We start from the raw sequence: 13598 nt of genomic DNA on the forward strand, positions 1-13598 counted from the left end.
ATGCGGCTGAGGGTATCGAAAACATGGATGTTTTCGTTAAGCGACCATGGAGGGTGTAAAGCGTCCCGAAGAAGTATCTGCACATGCCTCGCTGGCCAAGCGATAGGTTAAATTGAAACTACTGCTTTCATTTATCTAGCAAATGAAAACTTACTGCGGAATACGGAATACGGAATACGGAATACGGAATACGGAATACTGAGTACTGAGTACTGATATCAACTTTGGCACTCAATATCGAGCGGAACAAATAATAAAAATAAAAAATACTTAGGAGACCTTAGATGGATTTTAATCTCAGTGATGATCAGCGTCAATTTGCCGATCTAGCCCAACAGTTTTCACAAGACGAACTCGCCCCATTTGCAGCTCAATGGGACAAAGAACACCACTTTCCCAAAGATGTTATTCAACGTGCCGGAGAGCTAGGTTTTTGCTCGCTATATTCACCGGAAAGCGAAGGCGGCATGGGGCTATCACGCCTAGATTCATCGATTATCTTCGAGCAACTTTCCATGGGCTGCACATCCACCACTGCCATGCTGACTATACACAATATGGCGACCTGGATGATCACTAGCTTTGGCTCGGAAACCTTGAGGAAAGATTGGTCTGAGCCGCTAACAACGGGTCAAAAGTTGGCTTCATACTGCCTAACCGAGGCGGGTGCGGGCAGCGATGCCGCATCACTTAAAACTAAAGCCGTAAAAGAAGGCGATGAGTATGTGATCTCTGGTGCCAAGATGTTTATCTCGGGTGCTGGCGCCACTGAAATGCTGGTGGTGATGTGCCGTACCGGCCAAGATGGCCCTAAAGGCATCTCAGCCATCGCGGTGCCAGCTGATACTGCAGGTATCACCTACGGCAAAGCGGAAGATAAGATGGGCTGGAACGCACAGCCGACTCGTGAGGTGATCTTTGATGAAGTGCGAGTACCTGTATCGAACCTGTTAGGCGAAGAGGGTCAAGGATTCACTTTTGCGATGAAGGGCTTAGACGGCGGTCGCATCAATATCGCCACCTGCTCTGTGGGCACCGCTCAAGCAGCTCTAGAGCGTGCTACGCAATATATGAATGAGCGAAAGCAGTTCGGTAAACCCATTGCAGCGTTTCAGGCGCTGCAATTTAAACTTGCCGACATGGCAACCGAGCTAGTCGCAGCGAGGCAATTAGTGCGCCTAGCCGCTTTTAAACTCGATTGTGGCGATCCAGAAGCGACAGCTTATTGCGCCATGGCGAAACGTTTCGCCACCGATATCGGTTTTCAAGTGTGTGATGCGGCGCTGCAACTGCATGGTGGTTATGGTTATATTCGCGAATATCCTCTAGAGCGTCACGTACGTGATGTGCGTGTACATCAGATACTGGAAGGCACTAACGAGATCATGCGCTTAATTATCGCCCGTCGTCTGCTCGATGAGAGTGCAGGACAGATTTTGTAACTAGCGCACTGTAACCAAACGAGAGTGATTAAAGTAGCAAGCCAGATTCGATTTAAAAGGAAGCGATAGATGACAGCCTTAATAGAAGAAATTGTAGGCAATACTGCAGTTATTACTATGAACAACCCTCCAGCTAATACTTGGACTGCTGAAAGTTTGCAACTGCTTAAAGTTAAAGTGGAAGCCCTGAATGACAATCCACAAGTTTATGCCTTAGTGATCACGGGTGAAGGAGATAAGTTTTTCTCTGCCGGTGCCGATCTTAAACTGTTTGCCGATGGTGATAAGTCTAATGCTGCCAAAATGGCAAACTGTTTTGGCGAAGCGTTCGAAGCCTTGAGTGCGTTTACTGGCGTCTCTATCGCGGCAATCAATGGCTATGCCATGGGTGGCGGCTTAGAAGTAGCTTTAGCCTGTGATATTCGTATTGCTGAAACTCAAGCCGTTATGGCATTGCCTGAAGCGACCGTCGGCTTATTGCCCTGTGCTGGGGGAACTCAAAATCTTACAGCCCTAGTGGGAGAAGGCTGGGCTAAGCGGATGATCTTATGTGGCGAGCGAGTTGACGCAGAAAAAGCGCTGCAGTTAAAATTGGTCGAAGAAGTGGTCGATACAGGGGCTGCACTTGATACAGCAATAGCGTTAGCAGCCAAGGTGGCTAGACAAAGTCCTAGTAGCGTAAAAGCCTGTAAAACGCTGATCCAGGCGGGTCGTAATATGCCACGAAACCATGCGTTACCTTTGGAGCGAGAGCTGTTTGCTGACTTGTTTGATACAGAAGATCAAACGGAAGGGGTTGCGGCGTTCTTAGAAAAGCGTAAGCCAAGCTGGAAGAACTGCTAATGACTCATTCTACAAATAGTGTGATATTTCAAACGTTAGGTACGGTGTCTGGCAAGCAAATTGGGGTCATGACCCTGAATATGGAAAAAGCCCTTAACGCGATAAATCTTGAGATGGTTCAGTTGATGTTTGCTCAGCTCAAACTTTGGCAGAGCGATGATGATATTGCTCTGATATTACTCGATGGGGCAGGAGAGAAAGCATTCTGTGCTGGCGGTGATGTTAGATCCATCTATCATGCATCGATTAAAGCCCCTGGTGAGGTAACCGAGCAAGCGACTGAGTTTTTCGAGCAGGAGTATCGCCTCGATCACCTAATCGATACCTATGACAAGCCTGTTCTCGTTTGGGGTAATGGTATTGTTATGGGCGGCGGTCTTGGCTTGATGATGGGCGCGAGTCACCGAGTCGTTACCGAGAACTCTCGCATTGCTATGCCTGAGGTGACGATTGGTTTATATCCTGATGTGGGCGGCAGTTACTTTCTTAATCGCATGCCTGGCAAGCTGGGTCTATTTTTGGGTTTGACGGCTTATAATATGAATGCGGCAGATTCCAAATTTGTCGGTATAGGTAACCACTATCTTAATCATGATGACAAACAAGCCTTACTCGATAACTTGGCTACGCTAAGTTGGAGCAGTGAGGCTGCAATGAATCATCAGCTATTGACCGACGAGCTCAATCGCTGCGGTGAACAAGGGACTGCGAACTTGCAGACTGGCCTGCTTGAAAGTCATAGGGATCAAATCAACAGGCTAGTGTCTGGCTCACTGAGCGAGATATTGCAGCGAGTGACTGAAACTGATTGTTCAGAACCTTGGCTCGAACGTCCTATCAAAACAATGTTGTCTGGCAGTCCTATTAGCTTGCAGCTTATCTACCAACAAGCTCAATTGGGGACAGACATGAGTCTGGCTGAGGTGTTTCGCTTTGAGCTGGGGTTAAGTGTTAATTGCTGCGCCGTCGGTGATTTCTCGGAAGGTGTCAGAGCATTATTGATCGATAAAGACCGTTCGCCGAAATGGTTGCATCAAGAGGTTAAGGATATTCCCGAAGCACTGATAGGTAAGATGATGTCTTCACCTTGGCAACAGGAGTCACATCCGTTATCAAATTTAGTCTAGTTTTAGAATAAGCGAACAGGTGTTAACCCTATTGGTATCAAATATGGTTTAGCAGGGATTTTCTTAGATTTAAGGATCAAAAGATGACAACAATTGCATTTATCGGATTAGGACACATGGGTGCGCCGATGGCGGCCAATTTAGTAAAATCAGGTGCGACAGTAAAAGTGTTTGACCTTGTTCCTGAAACGATGAAGTCGCTGACAGAGCTAGGCGCATTAAGTGCACCAACGGCATGTGGGGCGGCGGCGGGCGCCGATGTGGTGATCACTATGCTGCCAGCGGGTAAGCATGTCCGCTCACTCTACTTAGGTGAAGGCAGCTCTGAAAAGGGTTTGCTTGATATTGTAGCTAGTGGAACCTTGTTGATCGACTGCTCAACCATAGATGCGCAAAGTGCTAAGCTGGTCGCTGAAGTGGCGGCAAGTAAAGGGTTAGAATTTATCGATGCGCCCGTATCTGGTGGTACAGCTGGTGCGGCAGCGGGGACATTAACCTTTATTTGTGGCGGCAGTGATCTAGCCTTTGAACAAGCCTCTAAAGTGTTAACTCATATGGGCGCTAATATTTTGCATGCTGGCGGACCTGGTGCCGGTCAAGTGGCCAAGATCTGTAATAACATGCTGCTATCAGTGTTGATGATAGCAACCAGTGAGTCTTTGCAGATGGGAATCGATCATGGCTTAGATCCTAAAGTACTTTCTGAGATAATGAAGGTCAGTAGTGGTGGTAATTGGACGCTAGATAAATATAATCCTTGTCCAGAGGTGATGGGATCAGTGCCTTCATCGAACGGCTATCAGGGCGGCTTTATGGTAGATCTTATGGTTAAAGATCTTGGCTTGTCCCAAGAAGCGGCACTGCTCTCGAATTCGAGTACGCCAATGGGCGCATTAGCTCGCAGTTTATATGTTAATCATGCTCGTCAAGGCAATGGCGAACGAGATTTTTCGAGTATTTTTGAACAATTTAATAATGTAAAACAAATTAAAAGCAAAGGGTAAATCAATGGACTTAAAAGATAAGGTTGTGGTCATTACTGGTGGTGCTGGTGGACTTGGTTTGGCTATGGCGTTGGATTTAGCCGAAGCCGGCGCTAAATTGGCCCTTATCGATGTCGATCAAGAGAAGCTTGAACGTGCTTGTGCCGATATTGGAGACAGGACCGAAGTGCAAGGTTATGCCTTCGATATTACCGATGAAGAAGATGTGGTCGCTGGCTTTGGTTATATTTTGGAAGACTTTGGTCAGGTAAACGTGTTGGTTAATAATGCCGGGATATTATTAGATGGCATGTTAGTCAAAGCCAAAGAAGGCAAGGTGACTGGTCGTATGTCATTAGAGCAGTTTCAGGCGGTGATCAATGTTAATTTAACCGGCTCATTCCTATGTGGACGTGAAGCTGCTGCTGCGATGATCGAGTCTAAGCAAGAGGGTGTGATCATCAATATCTCTAGCTTAGCTAAGGCTGGTAATGTGGGTCAGACTAATTATTCGGCGTCTAAAGCGGGTGTGGCAGCCATGTCTGTTGGCTGGGCAAAAGAGTTAGCCAGATACAATATTCGTAGTGTGGCAGTCGCTCCAGGTGTGATTGAAACTGAAATGACTGCTGCGATGAAGCCGGAAGCATTAGAACGCCTAGAGAAAATGGTGCCAGTCGGACGTCTCGGTCAACCATCAGAGATCTCATCTACGGTGAAGTTCATCATTGAAAATGATTATGTTAATGGTCGTATATTCGAAATTGATGGTGGCATTAGAATATAGACTCTAAGTGTCTAGAAACTGGGAACAAGTTCCTAGGCTCTAGTGTGTAGGACAAGTATGATCGTAATAAAACGGGCCTAGGCCCGTTTTTTGTTTTCCCATTAACAGCATTTAACAATTAGACCTACACAAGTACTTACATAACTGCTTATGATAAGTGATAATGTTCGATGAAAGGGGAACTGTGAGTTGAGGTTTGATAAGAAGATGGTTTGGTTAGAAAAAGTGACTAGAAATTTAATGTTGTTCGTTGGATTATTAGGCATTATCGTTATCTACTTGGGCTTTTTTTATCTGCTCTTCAGTGGCCGGGATACTTCGATTTTACCTTGGTATCTGCTGCTTTCCCCTTGGATTTGTGTCTTTTATGGCTTAAGTCGTAAACGGCAGTTAGAAGTCTTTGAATGGTTAAAGAAAAAAATTGTCAGAAAATAAATCTCAGCCAGTATATCTAGCTCTACAAAGGAGAAAATAATGAAACTTCCCGTTTATGTTACTTTCATTGTTTCTATTTTTCTTATCAGTTTGCTAACGGGATGTGGAAAGCCCGATACCAGATCTGTTCAAGTTGTGGATAAGCAGGGTGGCCGAACAATTGCCCCTTATGCTAGCTGGACATCTCCCATTTCAGCCGAAGATGTGTATGGGCTATCCGATGATTTTGGCGAATTGCAGAGCGTTAATGATGCCCTTTACTTTATCCAGTCAGATTCAACGGCTGATGGTCGCATGGGAATTAAACGTTTATTAAACGATGGCTCTTTGGTCGATGCTCTGAGTGCCGAGTTTGATGTGAGGACTAAGGTTCACGAGTATGGAGGCTCGCCTTTCTTAGCGATAGGTCAGAGTATTTTTGCCTCTAAAGCTGACGACCAACTACTCTATCGTATTGCACCTAATCAATCACCTGTCCCCCTGACTTTACCTGGTACTCGTCATGCTGATTGTGTGTCATACCCCAAAGGCTCCCGCATTATCTGTATTAGAGAAGACCATAGGAAAGCGGGTGAGCCTGTGTCTAGTATCGTGGGAGTGAACCTTAATTTTGTCGCAGAAGGTGAGCCACTTGCAGAGGGGGCTGATTTTTATGCGTCACCTAAAGTCTCTCCGAATATGAAACAGTTAGCCTGGATCAGCTGGCAACATCCCAATATGCCTTGGGATCATACTGAACTCTGGATTGGTGAGCTCGATCCTAAAGGTGGCATTCACAACAAGACTCGATTGCTGGCAGATAAGCGAGGTTCAATCACCCAACCTCTGTTCAGTCCCGATGGTGTGCTCTATTTTGTGGCAGACTTCGATAATTGGTGGAATTTATATCGTATTAGCCCCGATGGCTTATTGGAACAAGTGCTGGATAAAGATGCTGAATTTGCGGTACCCGATTGGAAGTTAGGTAATCACAATTATGCCTTTGAGTCAGAAAACACCATTGTCGCTAGTTTCATTGATAAAGGAAAAGCCTCGCTGATCCGCATCTTTCTTGATACGGGGCTCACTGAGTCCATCGCCGTCGACTTCGGGGAAATCACCCAAGTGGTCAAAGGTGAGGCAGGGATCTATTTTGTCGGTAATAAGGTGACACCTGAAAAAGGCATATACCGAGTCAATGGACGTGGCACTGAATTAATTTATTCCCCCAAGCTGACAGTGTTAGATCCAAGCTATGTATCAAGAGCCAAGAGCATCAGTTTTAAATCTGATGATGACATGACTATATATGGATATTTTTATGGTCCGAACAACCCGGATTTTATCGCTCCTAATAACACCAGACCTCCGCTAATTGTGATGCTGCATTCAGGCCCGACAGCAAAGGCCAGTTTGGCTTTTAGACGAGATATCCAGTATTGGACCAGTCGAGGCTTTGCCGTGTTGGATCTTAACTACCGTGGCAGTTCTGGTTTTGGAAGAGCTTATCGCCAAAGTCTTTATGGGGAATGGGGCAAGGCGGATGTAAAAGATGCGGTTCGAGCGGCTGGATATCTGGTTAATAAAGGCTGGGTAGATGGTACTAAACTGGCGATGAGAGGTTCGAGCGCCGGAGGTCTGACTGTGCTATCAGCGTTGGCATTTTACGATACGTTTAAGGCTGGCGTTAGTTATGCCGGCATTAGTGATATGGCGTTATTGAGACAAGATGCTCATAAGTTTGAATCCAGTTACTTAGATCAATTAGTCGGTAAAAACAGTCCTGAGAATAATGTCTATTATGAGCGCTCGCCACTTCATCACCTTGAGGAGCTTAAAGAGCCATTATTATTAATACAAGGGGGCGGTGACACAGTAGTTTTTACTAAGCAGTCTGTCCGAGTGTTCAATGCGCTTAAAGCCAGAGGTGTGCCAACAGCTTATTTGGAGTTTAAAGGTGAGGGCCATGCCTTAAAGCATCCGAAAAACCAAATGATATCAATAGAAGCTGAGCTCTATTTTTATGGCAAGGTGTTTGGTTTTACTCCTGCCGGTGATATCCCAAGCTTAAAAATTGAGAATGCTCACCGGCTAAATAAACACTAGATGTCTTTTAGAACACCTGTTTTTAACTGGGTTAGCCTAGTTATTCACTGAGCCCGCTCAGTATGGCGCAGTCCGGTTGATGGCCGCCGCGACAATCCTTAATTAGATGTTTTAACTGGCTCTCTAGTGCCTGCAACTTAGTTATTCTCTCGCTCACCATCTCAAGATGAGTCTTAGCCAGACGTTTTACATCTTCGGCATCTCTTTCTTGGTTGAGCTTAAGATCGAGCAAAGAGCGGCAGTCATCTAAAGAGAAACCTAAGTCGCGACTGTGACTGATAAAGTTAAGCGAGTCGACCTGAGGTTTATCATATTCTCTGTAGCCATTCTCACCCCGCGCGGCGCAGATAAGGCCTATATCGTGATAATAACGAATACTCTTAACCGATAGACCAGTCTTTTTTGCCACTTCACCAATTTTCATTACACGTCTCCTAAGTTAATCGTTTTTATCTCTTGGCTACATTTTTATAAGATCGAATTCAGCTGAGCAACGCAAAATTCAATAAAGATAATTTATTCTCAAGAAAGATTTGACTCTCCTATTAGGGGAGACATTAACCTAAGTGCAGTGAAATGGGAACAAGCCATTTAAAACAGCTTTTATCGAGACTCAATGTCTTGAGTATGGGGGATCAATGATCATGAAAAATATCAATAGCATGACCTTATATGTGCCGCAAATGAACTGCGCCAGTTGTGTTGCCAAAATTGAAGGTGCATTTGAAAAATTATCACTGCCAGGTGTGGATACTAAAGTCGCCGCACGGGTGGCTGCACGGGTAAATTTGGCCGACAAGCAGGTACAAATCCAGGGCGATATCAGCAGTGAACTTGCCATAGCAACTGTGGCAAGTGTCGGTTATGACAGCGAACTGGTACTGGATGCTAAGCTTGCCAGCGAGAATAAAATTGAAGCTGAGCGCGTCGAGTACCGTACCCGTATCATCCAATCTATGTTTGGCTTGGGCCTAGGCGTGCCTATGATGCTGTGGGGGTTGCTAGGCGGTGAGATGATGGTGAATAACCCCAGCCAACAATTGGCTTGGGGCGCCATGGGTATAATCACATTTATCCTGCTAGTGACCACAGGTGGACACTTCTATAAGGGAATGTGGCGTGCACTTAAGGCGCGCAGTGCCAATATGGACACCTTGATTGTGCTCGGCACCACAACCGCGTGGACCTATTCTATGCTGGTGGTGATCATGCCTTCTTGGTTTCCGCCCGAGACCCGTCATGTGTACTTTGAGGCCAGTGTGATGATCTTGGGTCTGATTAATTTAGGCCATGCGCTGGAGCTCAGGGCTAAGGGCAAGACCAGTGAAGCGGTTCAGCGCCTTCTAGGCTTGCAGGCGACCACGGCAATTAGAATATCTGAAAATGGTGACGAAGAAGTTGAAATCGCTCTAATACAAGTAGGTGACATGCTGAGACTGCAGCCTGGTAGTCGAGTCGCCTTGGACGGTAAGGTATTGAATGGTGATTCGAACCTCAATGAGTCCATGTTAACCGGTGAGCCCATTCCTGTGTCTAAAAGCGTTGGCGATACGCTCAGTGCCGGCACGGTTAACGGCAATGGCAGCATCATCTATCGTGTGACCGCTGGGTTAACCGATACGCGTCTATCAAAAATCATCGAATTGGTTCAGCAGGCGCAAACATCAAAAATGCCCATAGGCAGGCTCACGGATAAGATATCGGCTTACTTTGTTCCTGTGGTGGTGATCATTGCCCTAGCCGCTTCTATGGTGTGGTATTTAGCGGGGCCAGCGCCTCAGATATCACATGCACTCATCGTGTTAACAAGCGTTCTTATCATAGCTTGCCCTTGCGCCCTCGGATTAGCGACACCTATGTCTATCATGGTATCAGTCGGACGAGCCGCACAGATGGGGGTGTTAATCAAAAATGGTGAAGCGCTACAAACTGCGAGTAAAGTGACCACTGTAGTACTAGATAAAACGGGAACCATTACAGCTGGTAAGCCATCGGTAACCGATATTCGCCTGCTTGACTGTGATGACCAAAGCGCAAGTGCAAGTGAAAGCGAGAATAAAGCCTCTGTCTCTGAGAAGCTCATATTCCTGGTGGCGAGTCTCGAGCAACATTCTGAGCACCCATTAGCCCAGGCCATGCTGGATGCCGCCAAGACGCGAGACCTAAATTTGGTCGAACCTGAACGTTTCAACAATATTCAAGGTAAAGGCATAGTGGGCATGGTCTCTGGTGTTGAGCTGGCCATTGGCAATATGAGTTTGATGACCATGGAGAACATATCGGGTGTCGATGCTCTACAAGATGAGGTTCAGACTTTAGCCCTGCTTGGTAATACTCCGGTTTATGTGGCACAAGAAGGGCGCTTAGTCGCTGTTATTGCCATTAGCGACCCAGTGAAATCCGATGCCAAAGAAGCCATCGCCGCGCTTAAGCGCGCCGGTAAACGGGTGATATTACTCAGCGGTGACAAGCAAGAGACTGTGCAGGCCGTTGCCGATGAAGTGGGCATAGACGAAGTGATTGCCGGAGTCTTGCCCGAGCAGAAACAGGCTAAGATTATCGAACTGAAAGAGAGCGGAGAAGTCGTTGCCATGGTAGGAGATGGTATCAATGATGCGCCCGCCTTAATGAGTGCCGATGTGGGTATTGCCATGGGAGATGGCACCGAAGTCGCTATCGAGAGTGCCGATTTGACCTTCCTGACCGGACGTTTGTCAGTATTAGCCGACACGTTTGCTCTGGCTAATGCCAGCATGAGGAACATCAAGCAGAACCTCTTTGGCGCGTTCATCTATAACTCTTTGGGCATCCCCGTCGCAGCAGGAGTTCTATTCCCCCTAACTGGAATATTGCTTAGCCCTGTGATTGCAGGGGCTGCGATGGCACTTTCATCCTTGACTGTGGTCACCAATGCTAATCGTTTAAGGCATGTGAAGTTAACTCGCTAGTTTTATTTACCTATGACAATCCGAATAAAATCTATTTGGGTTGTCATGTATCTATAACAGTTTGGGCATCCCCGTCGCAGCAGGAGTTCTATTCCCCCTAACTGGAATATTGCTTAGCCCTGTGATTGCAGGGGCTGCGATGGCTTTGTCCTCATTAACGGTAGTGACTAACGCTAACAGGCTAAGACATGTGAAGTTGAGCCGGTAGCTTGATTGCTGCTTGAGTCAGGAGCCCGAATAAAACCTATTCGGATAGTCATGTATCTATAACCGTTTAGGCATACCAGTTGCAGCAGGCGTCTTGTTTCCACTTACCGGAATATTACTTAGCCCTGTGATTGCAGGCCTCCCTTGTGACTAATCACCAGGGTCATACATTCTGATGTGTATACAGGTGTTTCACTTTGGGTTTTCATGGATATAATAGCGAACAATAAATGTGGGCACGTTTTTTACACATTAAATCACTCACAATATTAAGTTAATTCCCTTTAGACATTGGAAACTTGCCATGAAAAAAATTGTAATTACTGCGCTTATGCTCACTCTACCTATGCTAGTTAGTGCAGCGCCAGCTAAAGGACCTAAGCTGAAGGAATATAATCACTTAGTTGATTGTTACAGCTATGCCCAGCTGTTAAATGATGATCTAAAGATGAGTCGCTTTAAAAATAAATCACGCAAGATGCTAGATAAGATAGGCTTTTCTTATAAAGATGCGCAAAACAAGCTAGAAGTAGATCTACGTAAAGCTAAGCGCACCACCAAGAAGAAAAATGCCCGTAAAAAGTTGGACATCTGCCAAAAATCCTATCTGTAGAATCCATTGGCTCTGTTCAGTTTTTAAATACATTTTTAGTTAGCTGTAAGCTTACATCGATACAGCCTCATTATTCATTGGGAAAATGAATATGAATAAGGAGGTTGTCGTGTATTTCCCCACTAAGGCAGAAACATATTTCGCCTGCTCGAATAATGTACTAAAATGAGTGCTTCCACGTGTTGGACAGTTGATAAATTAGCCTCGGATAGCTATAATGCCGCGCTTGATTTTTATCCTAGAAGCGTGGGCTTGGAATATTTTCGTCATATCTACACTTTATACTCCAGCTAGCTTTGAATCGACTTTAATGAAGCCGATTTAGCTAAGACTCACTGCTACTTTATAGCGCATCTCATAACAGAATTTTGGAATTTTACACTTGATTACTACAGCTAATATCACCATGCAGTTTGGCGCTAAGCCACTGTTTGAAAACATCTCAGTCAAATTTGGCGGCGGCAACCGATACGGTCTGATCGGCGCTAACGGCTGTGGTAAGTCAACCTTTATGAAGATCTTAGGTGGCGAACTTGAACCTACTGGGGGTAACGTTTCTTTAGACGTGAACGAGCGTTTAGGTAAGTTAAGCCAGAATCAGTTTGGTTACGAAGAGTTCAACGTTATTGATACCGTGATCATGGGTCATGAAGAACTTTGGGAAGTGAAAAAAGAGCGTGACCGTATCTACTCTCTGCCTGAGATGACTGAAGAAGATGGTATCAAGGTTGCTGAGCTTGAGATGGAGTTTGCTGAGATGGACGGTTACACCGCTGAATCTCGTGCGGGTGAACTGCTAATGGGCGTAGGTATTGGTGTTGATCAACACTTTGGCCTAATGGGCGAAATCGCTCCAGGCTTTAAACTTCGTGTTTTATTGGCCCAGGCACTATTCTCAGATCCAGATGTGCTGCTTCTCGATGAGCCTACCAACAACTTGGACATCGATACTATTCGCTGGCTACAAGAGATGTTGAACCAGCGTAACAGCACCATGATCATCATTTCTCACGATAGATATTTCTTAAACTCAGTGTGTACTCATATGGCTGATTTGGATTACGGCGAACTACGCCTATTCCCTGGTAACTATGATGAGTACATGATGGCGGCTCAACAGTCTCGTGAGCGTTTGATGTCTGATAATGCGAAGAAGAAGGCACAGATTGCTGAACTTCAAGGTTTCGTCGCGCGTTTCTCGGCTAACGCATCAAAGGCTAAGCAGGCGACATCACGTGCTAAGTTAATCGATAAGATTAAGATTGATGCAGTAAAAGCATCGAGTCGTGTGAATCCGTTTATTCGCTTCGAGCAAGAGAAGAAATTGTTCCGTAACGCCTTGATCGTCGAAGAGCTAACTAAAGGCTTCGATAACGTTCCACTATTTTCAGGCATTAATATCATGGCTGAAGTTGGCGAGCGTATCGCAATTCTTGGTGAAAACGGTGTAGGTAAGACGACATTGTTACGTACGCTTATTCACGATATCCCACAGGATAGCGGTACCATTCAATGGTCTGAAAACTCAGCGATTGGTTACTACGCACAGGATCATGAGTCAGATTTCGAAAATGACATGACCTTGTTTGATTGGATGAGCCAGTGGCGCAAAGAAGAAGATGACGATCAGTCTGTTCGTGGTTATTTAGGCCGTATGCTATTTGGCTCTGATGACATTAAGAAGTCAGTTAAAGTGCTTTCAGGTGGTGAGAAAGGGCGGATGTTATTTGGTAAGCTGATCATGCAGAAGCCAAATATCTTATTGCTGGATGAGCCAACTAACCACATGGATATGGAATCAATCGAGTCATTAAACAATGCACTCGAAATGTATGAAGGCACCTTGATGTTTGTCAGCCATGACCGTGCATTTGTATCATCTCTTGCGACTCGTATCATAGAGATCAGTAAAGATGGCATCAACGACTTCAAAGGAACTTATGATGAGTTCTTGGCGAGTAAAGGTGTTGAGGCTTAACTTCTCTCACCCTGCTTAATGCGCCGTCAATAAAACCAGTTAGCTAGCTAACTGGTTTTTTTATATCCAGTTTTTGACTCGTCATTGCTGTTCATTAGTTTCACTAAACCCGTAATTCTTCCAGTTGCTGTATCTTGCCTCACTTCCTATCAT

The 13598-nt window shown here is 45.5% G+C and carries 11 protein-coding genes and 1 pseudogene; 11 read left to right on the top strand and 1 reads right to left on the bottom strand.

Annotated features, from left to right (window positions below):
- Positions 1–284 precede the first annotated feature (284 nt).
- From FM038_RS06890 to FM038_RS06920, 7 genes are all read left to right on the top strand, one after another.
- The gene (locus tag FM038_RS06890; RefSeq protein WP_142872564.1) at positions 285–1442 is read left to right on the top strand and encodes an acyl-CoA dehydrogenase family protein; all 1158 of its coding nucleotides are present in this window, start codon (positions 285–287) and stop codon (positions 1440–1442) included.
- Between the two features lie 69 nt (positions 1443–1511).
- Entirely contained in the window at positions 1512–2285 is a 774-nt protein-coding gene (locus FM038_RS06895) for an enoyl-CoA hydratase (protein WP_195873220.1), read from the top strand.
- Complete coding sequence (locus tag FM038_RS06900; protein WP_142872565.1) at positions 2285–3412, top strand: enoyl-CoA hydratase/isomerase family protein; 1128 nt, start codon at positions 2285–2287, stop codon at positions 3410–3412. The genes FM038_RS06895 and FM038_RS06900 overlap by 1 nt, the downstream gene beginning before the upstream one ends.
- Before the next feature lie 83 nt (positions 3413–3495).
- The gene (gene mmsB, locus FM038_RS06905; protein WP_142872566.1) at positions 3496–4416 is read left to right on the top strand and encodes a 3-hydroxyisobutyrate dehydrogenase; all 921 of its coding nucleotides are present in this window, start codon (positions 3496–3498) and stop codon (positions 4414–4416) included.
- Positions 4417–4420: 4 nt separating this feature from the next.
- Entirely contained in the window at positions 4421–5179 is a 759-nt protein-coding gene (locus FM038_RS06910) for an SDR family oxidoreductase (RefSeq protein WP_142872567.1), read from the top strand.
- Positions 5180–5368: 189 nt separating this feature from the next.
- Complete coding sequence (locus tag FM038_RS06915; protein WP_185965772.1) at positions 5369–5614, top strand: hypothetical protein; 246 nt, start codon at positions 5369–5371, stop codon at positions 5612–5614.
- Between the two features lie 39 nt (positions 5615–5653).
- On the top strand, positions 5654–7699 hold the full coding sequence (locus FM038_RS06920) for a S9 family peptidase (RefSeq protein ID WP_142872568.1): 2046 nt from the start codon (positions 5654–5656) through the stop codon (positions 7697–7699).
- 40 nt (positions 7700–7739) lie between these two features.
- Here the strand turns inward: FM038_RS06920 and FM038_RS06925 are convergent, their stop codons facing one another.
- Positions 7740–8123 (bottom strand): MerR family DNA-binding protein, encoded by a 384-nt coding sequence (locus tag FM038_RS06925; protein ID WP_142872569.1) that lies wholly within the window; start codon positions 8121–8123, stop codon positions 7740–7742.
- Positions 8124–8337: 214 nt separating this feature from the next.
- On the opposite strand from FM038_RS06925, the gene FM038_RS06930 reads away from it, so the two are divergent.
- The 4 genes and pseudogenes from FM038_RS06930 to FM038_RS06940 all read left to right on the top strand — a co-directional run bounded on the left by FM038_RS06930 (position 8338) and on the right by FM038_RS06940 (position 13445).
- Positions 8338–10647: a heavy metal translocating P-type ATPase gene (locus tag FM038_RS06930; RefSeq protein WP_142872570.1), complete on the top strand. Its 2310-nt coding sequence runs from the start codon at positions 8338–8340 to the stop codon at positions 10645–10647.
- 28 nt (positions 10648–10675) lie between these two features.
- Positions 10676–10855: pseudogene (locus FM038_RS25425) on the top strand (hypothetical protein); the annotation flags it as partial.
- A gap of 303 nt (positions 10856–11158) precedes the next feature.
- A complete protein-coding gene (locus tag FM038_RS06935) occupies positions 11159–11467 on the top strand; it encodes a hypothetical protein (RefSeq protein ID WP_142872571.1) in 309 nt (102 codons plus the stop codon).
- A gap of 382 nt (positions 11468–11849) precedes the next feature.
- A complete protein-coding gene (locus FM038_RS06940) occupies positions 11850–13445 on the top strand; it encodes an ABC-F family ATPase (protein ID WP_142872572.1) in 1596 nt (531 codons plus the stop codon).
- The last annotated feature ends 153 nt before the right edge of the window (positions 13446–13598 follow it).

Source organism: Shewanella eurypsychrophilus, from assembly GCF_007004545.3.
In the GTDB taxonomy this organism is placed as follows: Bacteria; Pseudomonadota; Gammaproteobacteria; order Enterobacterales; family Shewanellaceae; genus Shewanella; species Shewanella eurypsychrophilus.

Bases quoted from the DNA above. Each gene is read 5' to 3' on its own strand.
- FM038_RS06890 (WP_142872564.1), top strand. From the start codon at position 285: ATGGATTTTAATCTCAGTGATGATCAGCGTCAATTTGCCGATCTAGCC.
- FM038_RS06895 (WP_195873220.1), top strand. From the start codon at position 1,512: ATGACAGCCTTAATAGAAGAAATTGTAGGCAATACTGCAGTTATTACT.
- FM038_RS06900 (WP_142872565.1), top strand. From the start codon at position 2,285: ATGACTCATTCTACAAATAGTGTGATATTTCAAACGTTAGGTACGGTG.
- mmsB (WP_142872566.1), top strand. From the start codon at position 3,496: ATGACAACAATTGCATTTATCGGATTAGGACACATGGGTGCGCCGATG.
- FM038_RS06910 (WP_142872567.1), top strand. From the start codon at position 4,421: ATGGACTTAAAAGATAAGGTTGTGGTCATTACTGGTGGTGCTGGTGGA.
- FM038_RS06920 (WP_142872568.1), top strand. From the start codon at position 5,654: ATGAAACTTCCCGTTTATGTTACTTTCATTGTTTCTATTTTTCTTATC.
- FM038_RS06925 (WP_142872569.1), bottom strand. From the start codon at position 8,123: ATGAAAATTGGTGAAGTGGCAAAAAAGACTGGTCTATCGGTTAAGAGT.
- FM038_RS06930 (WP_142872570.1), top strand. From the start codon at position 8,338: ATGATCATGAAAAATATCAATAGCATGACCTTATATGTGCCGCAAATG.
- FM038_RS06935 (WP_142872571.1), top strand. From the start codon at position 11,159: ATGAAAAAAATTGTAATTACTGCGCTTATGCTCACTCTACCTATGCTA.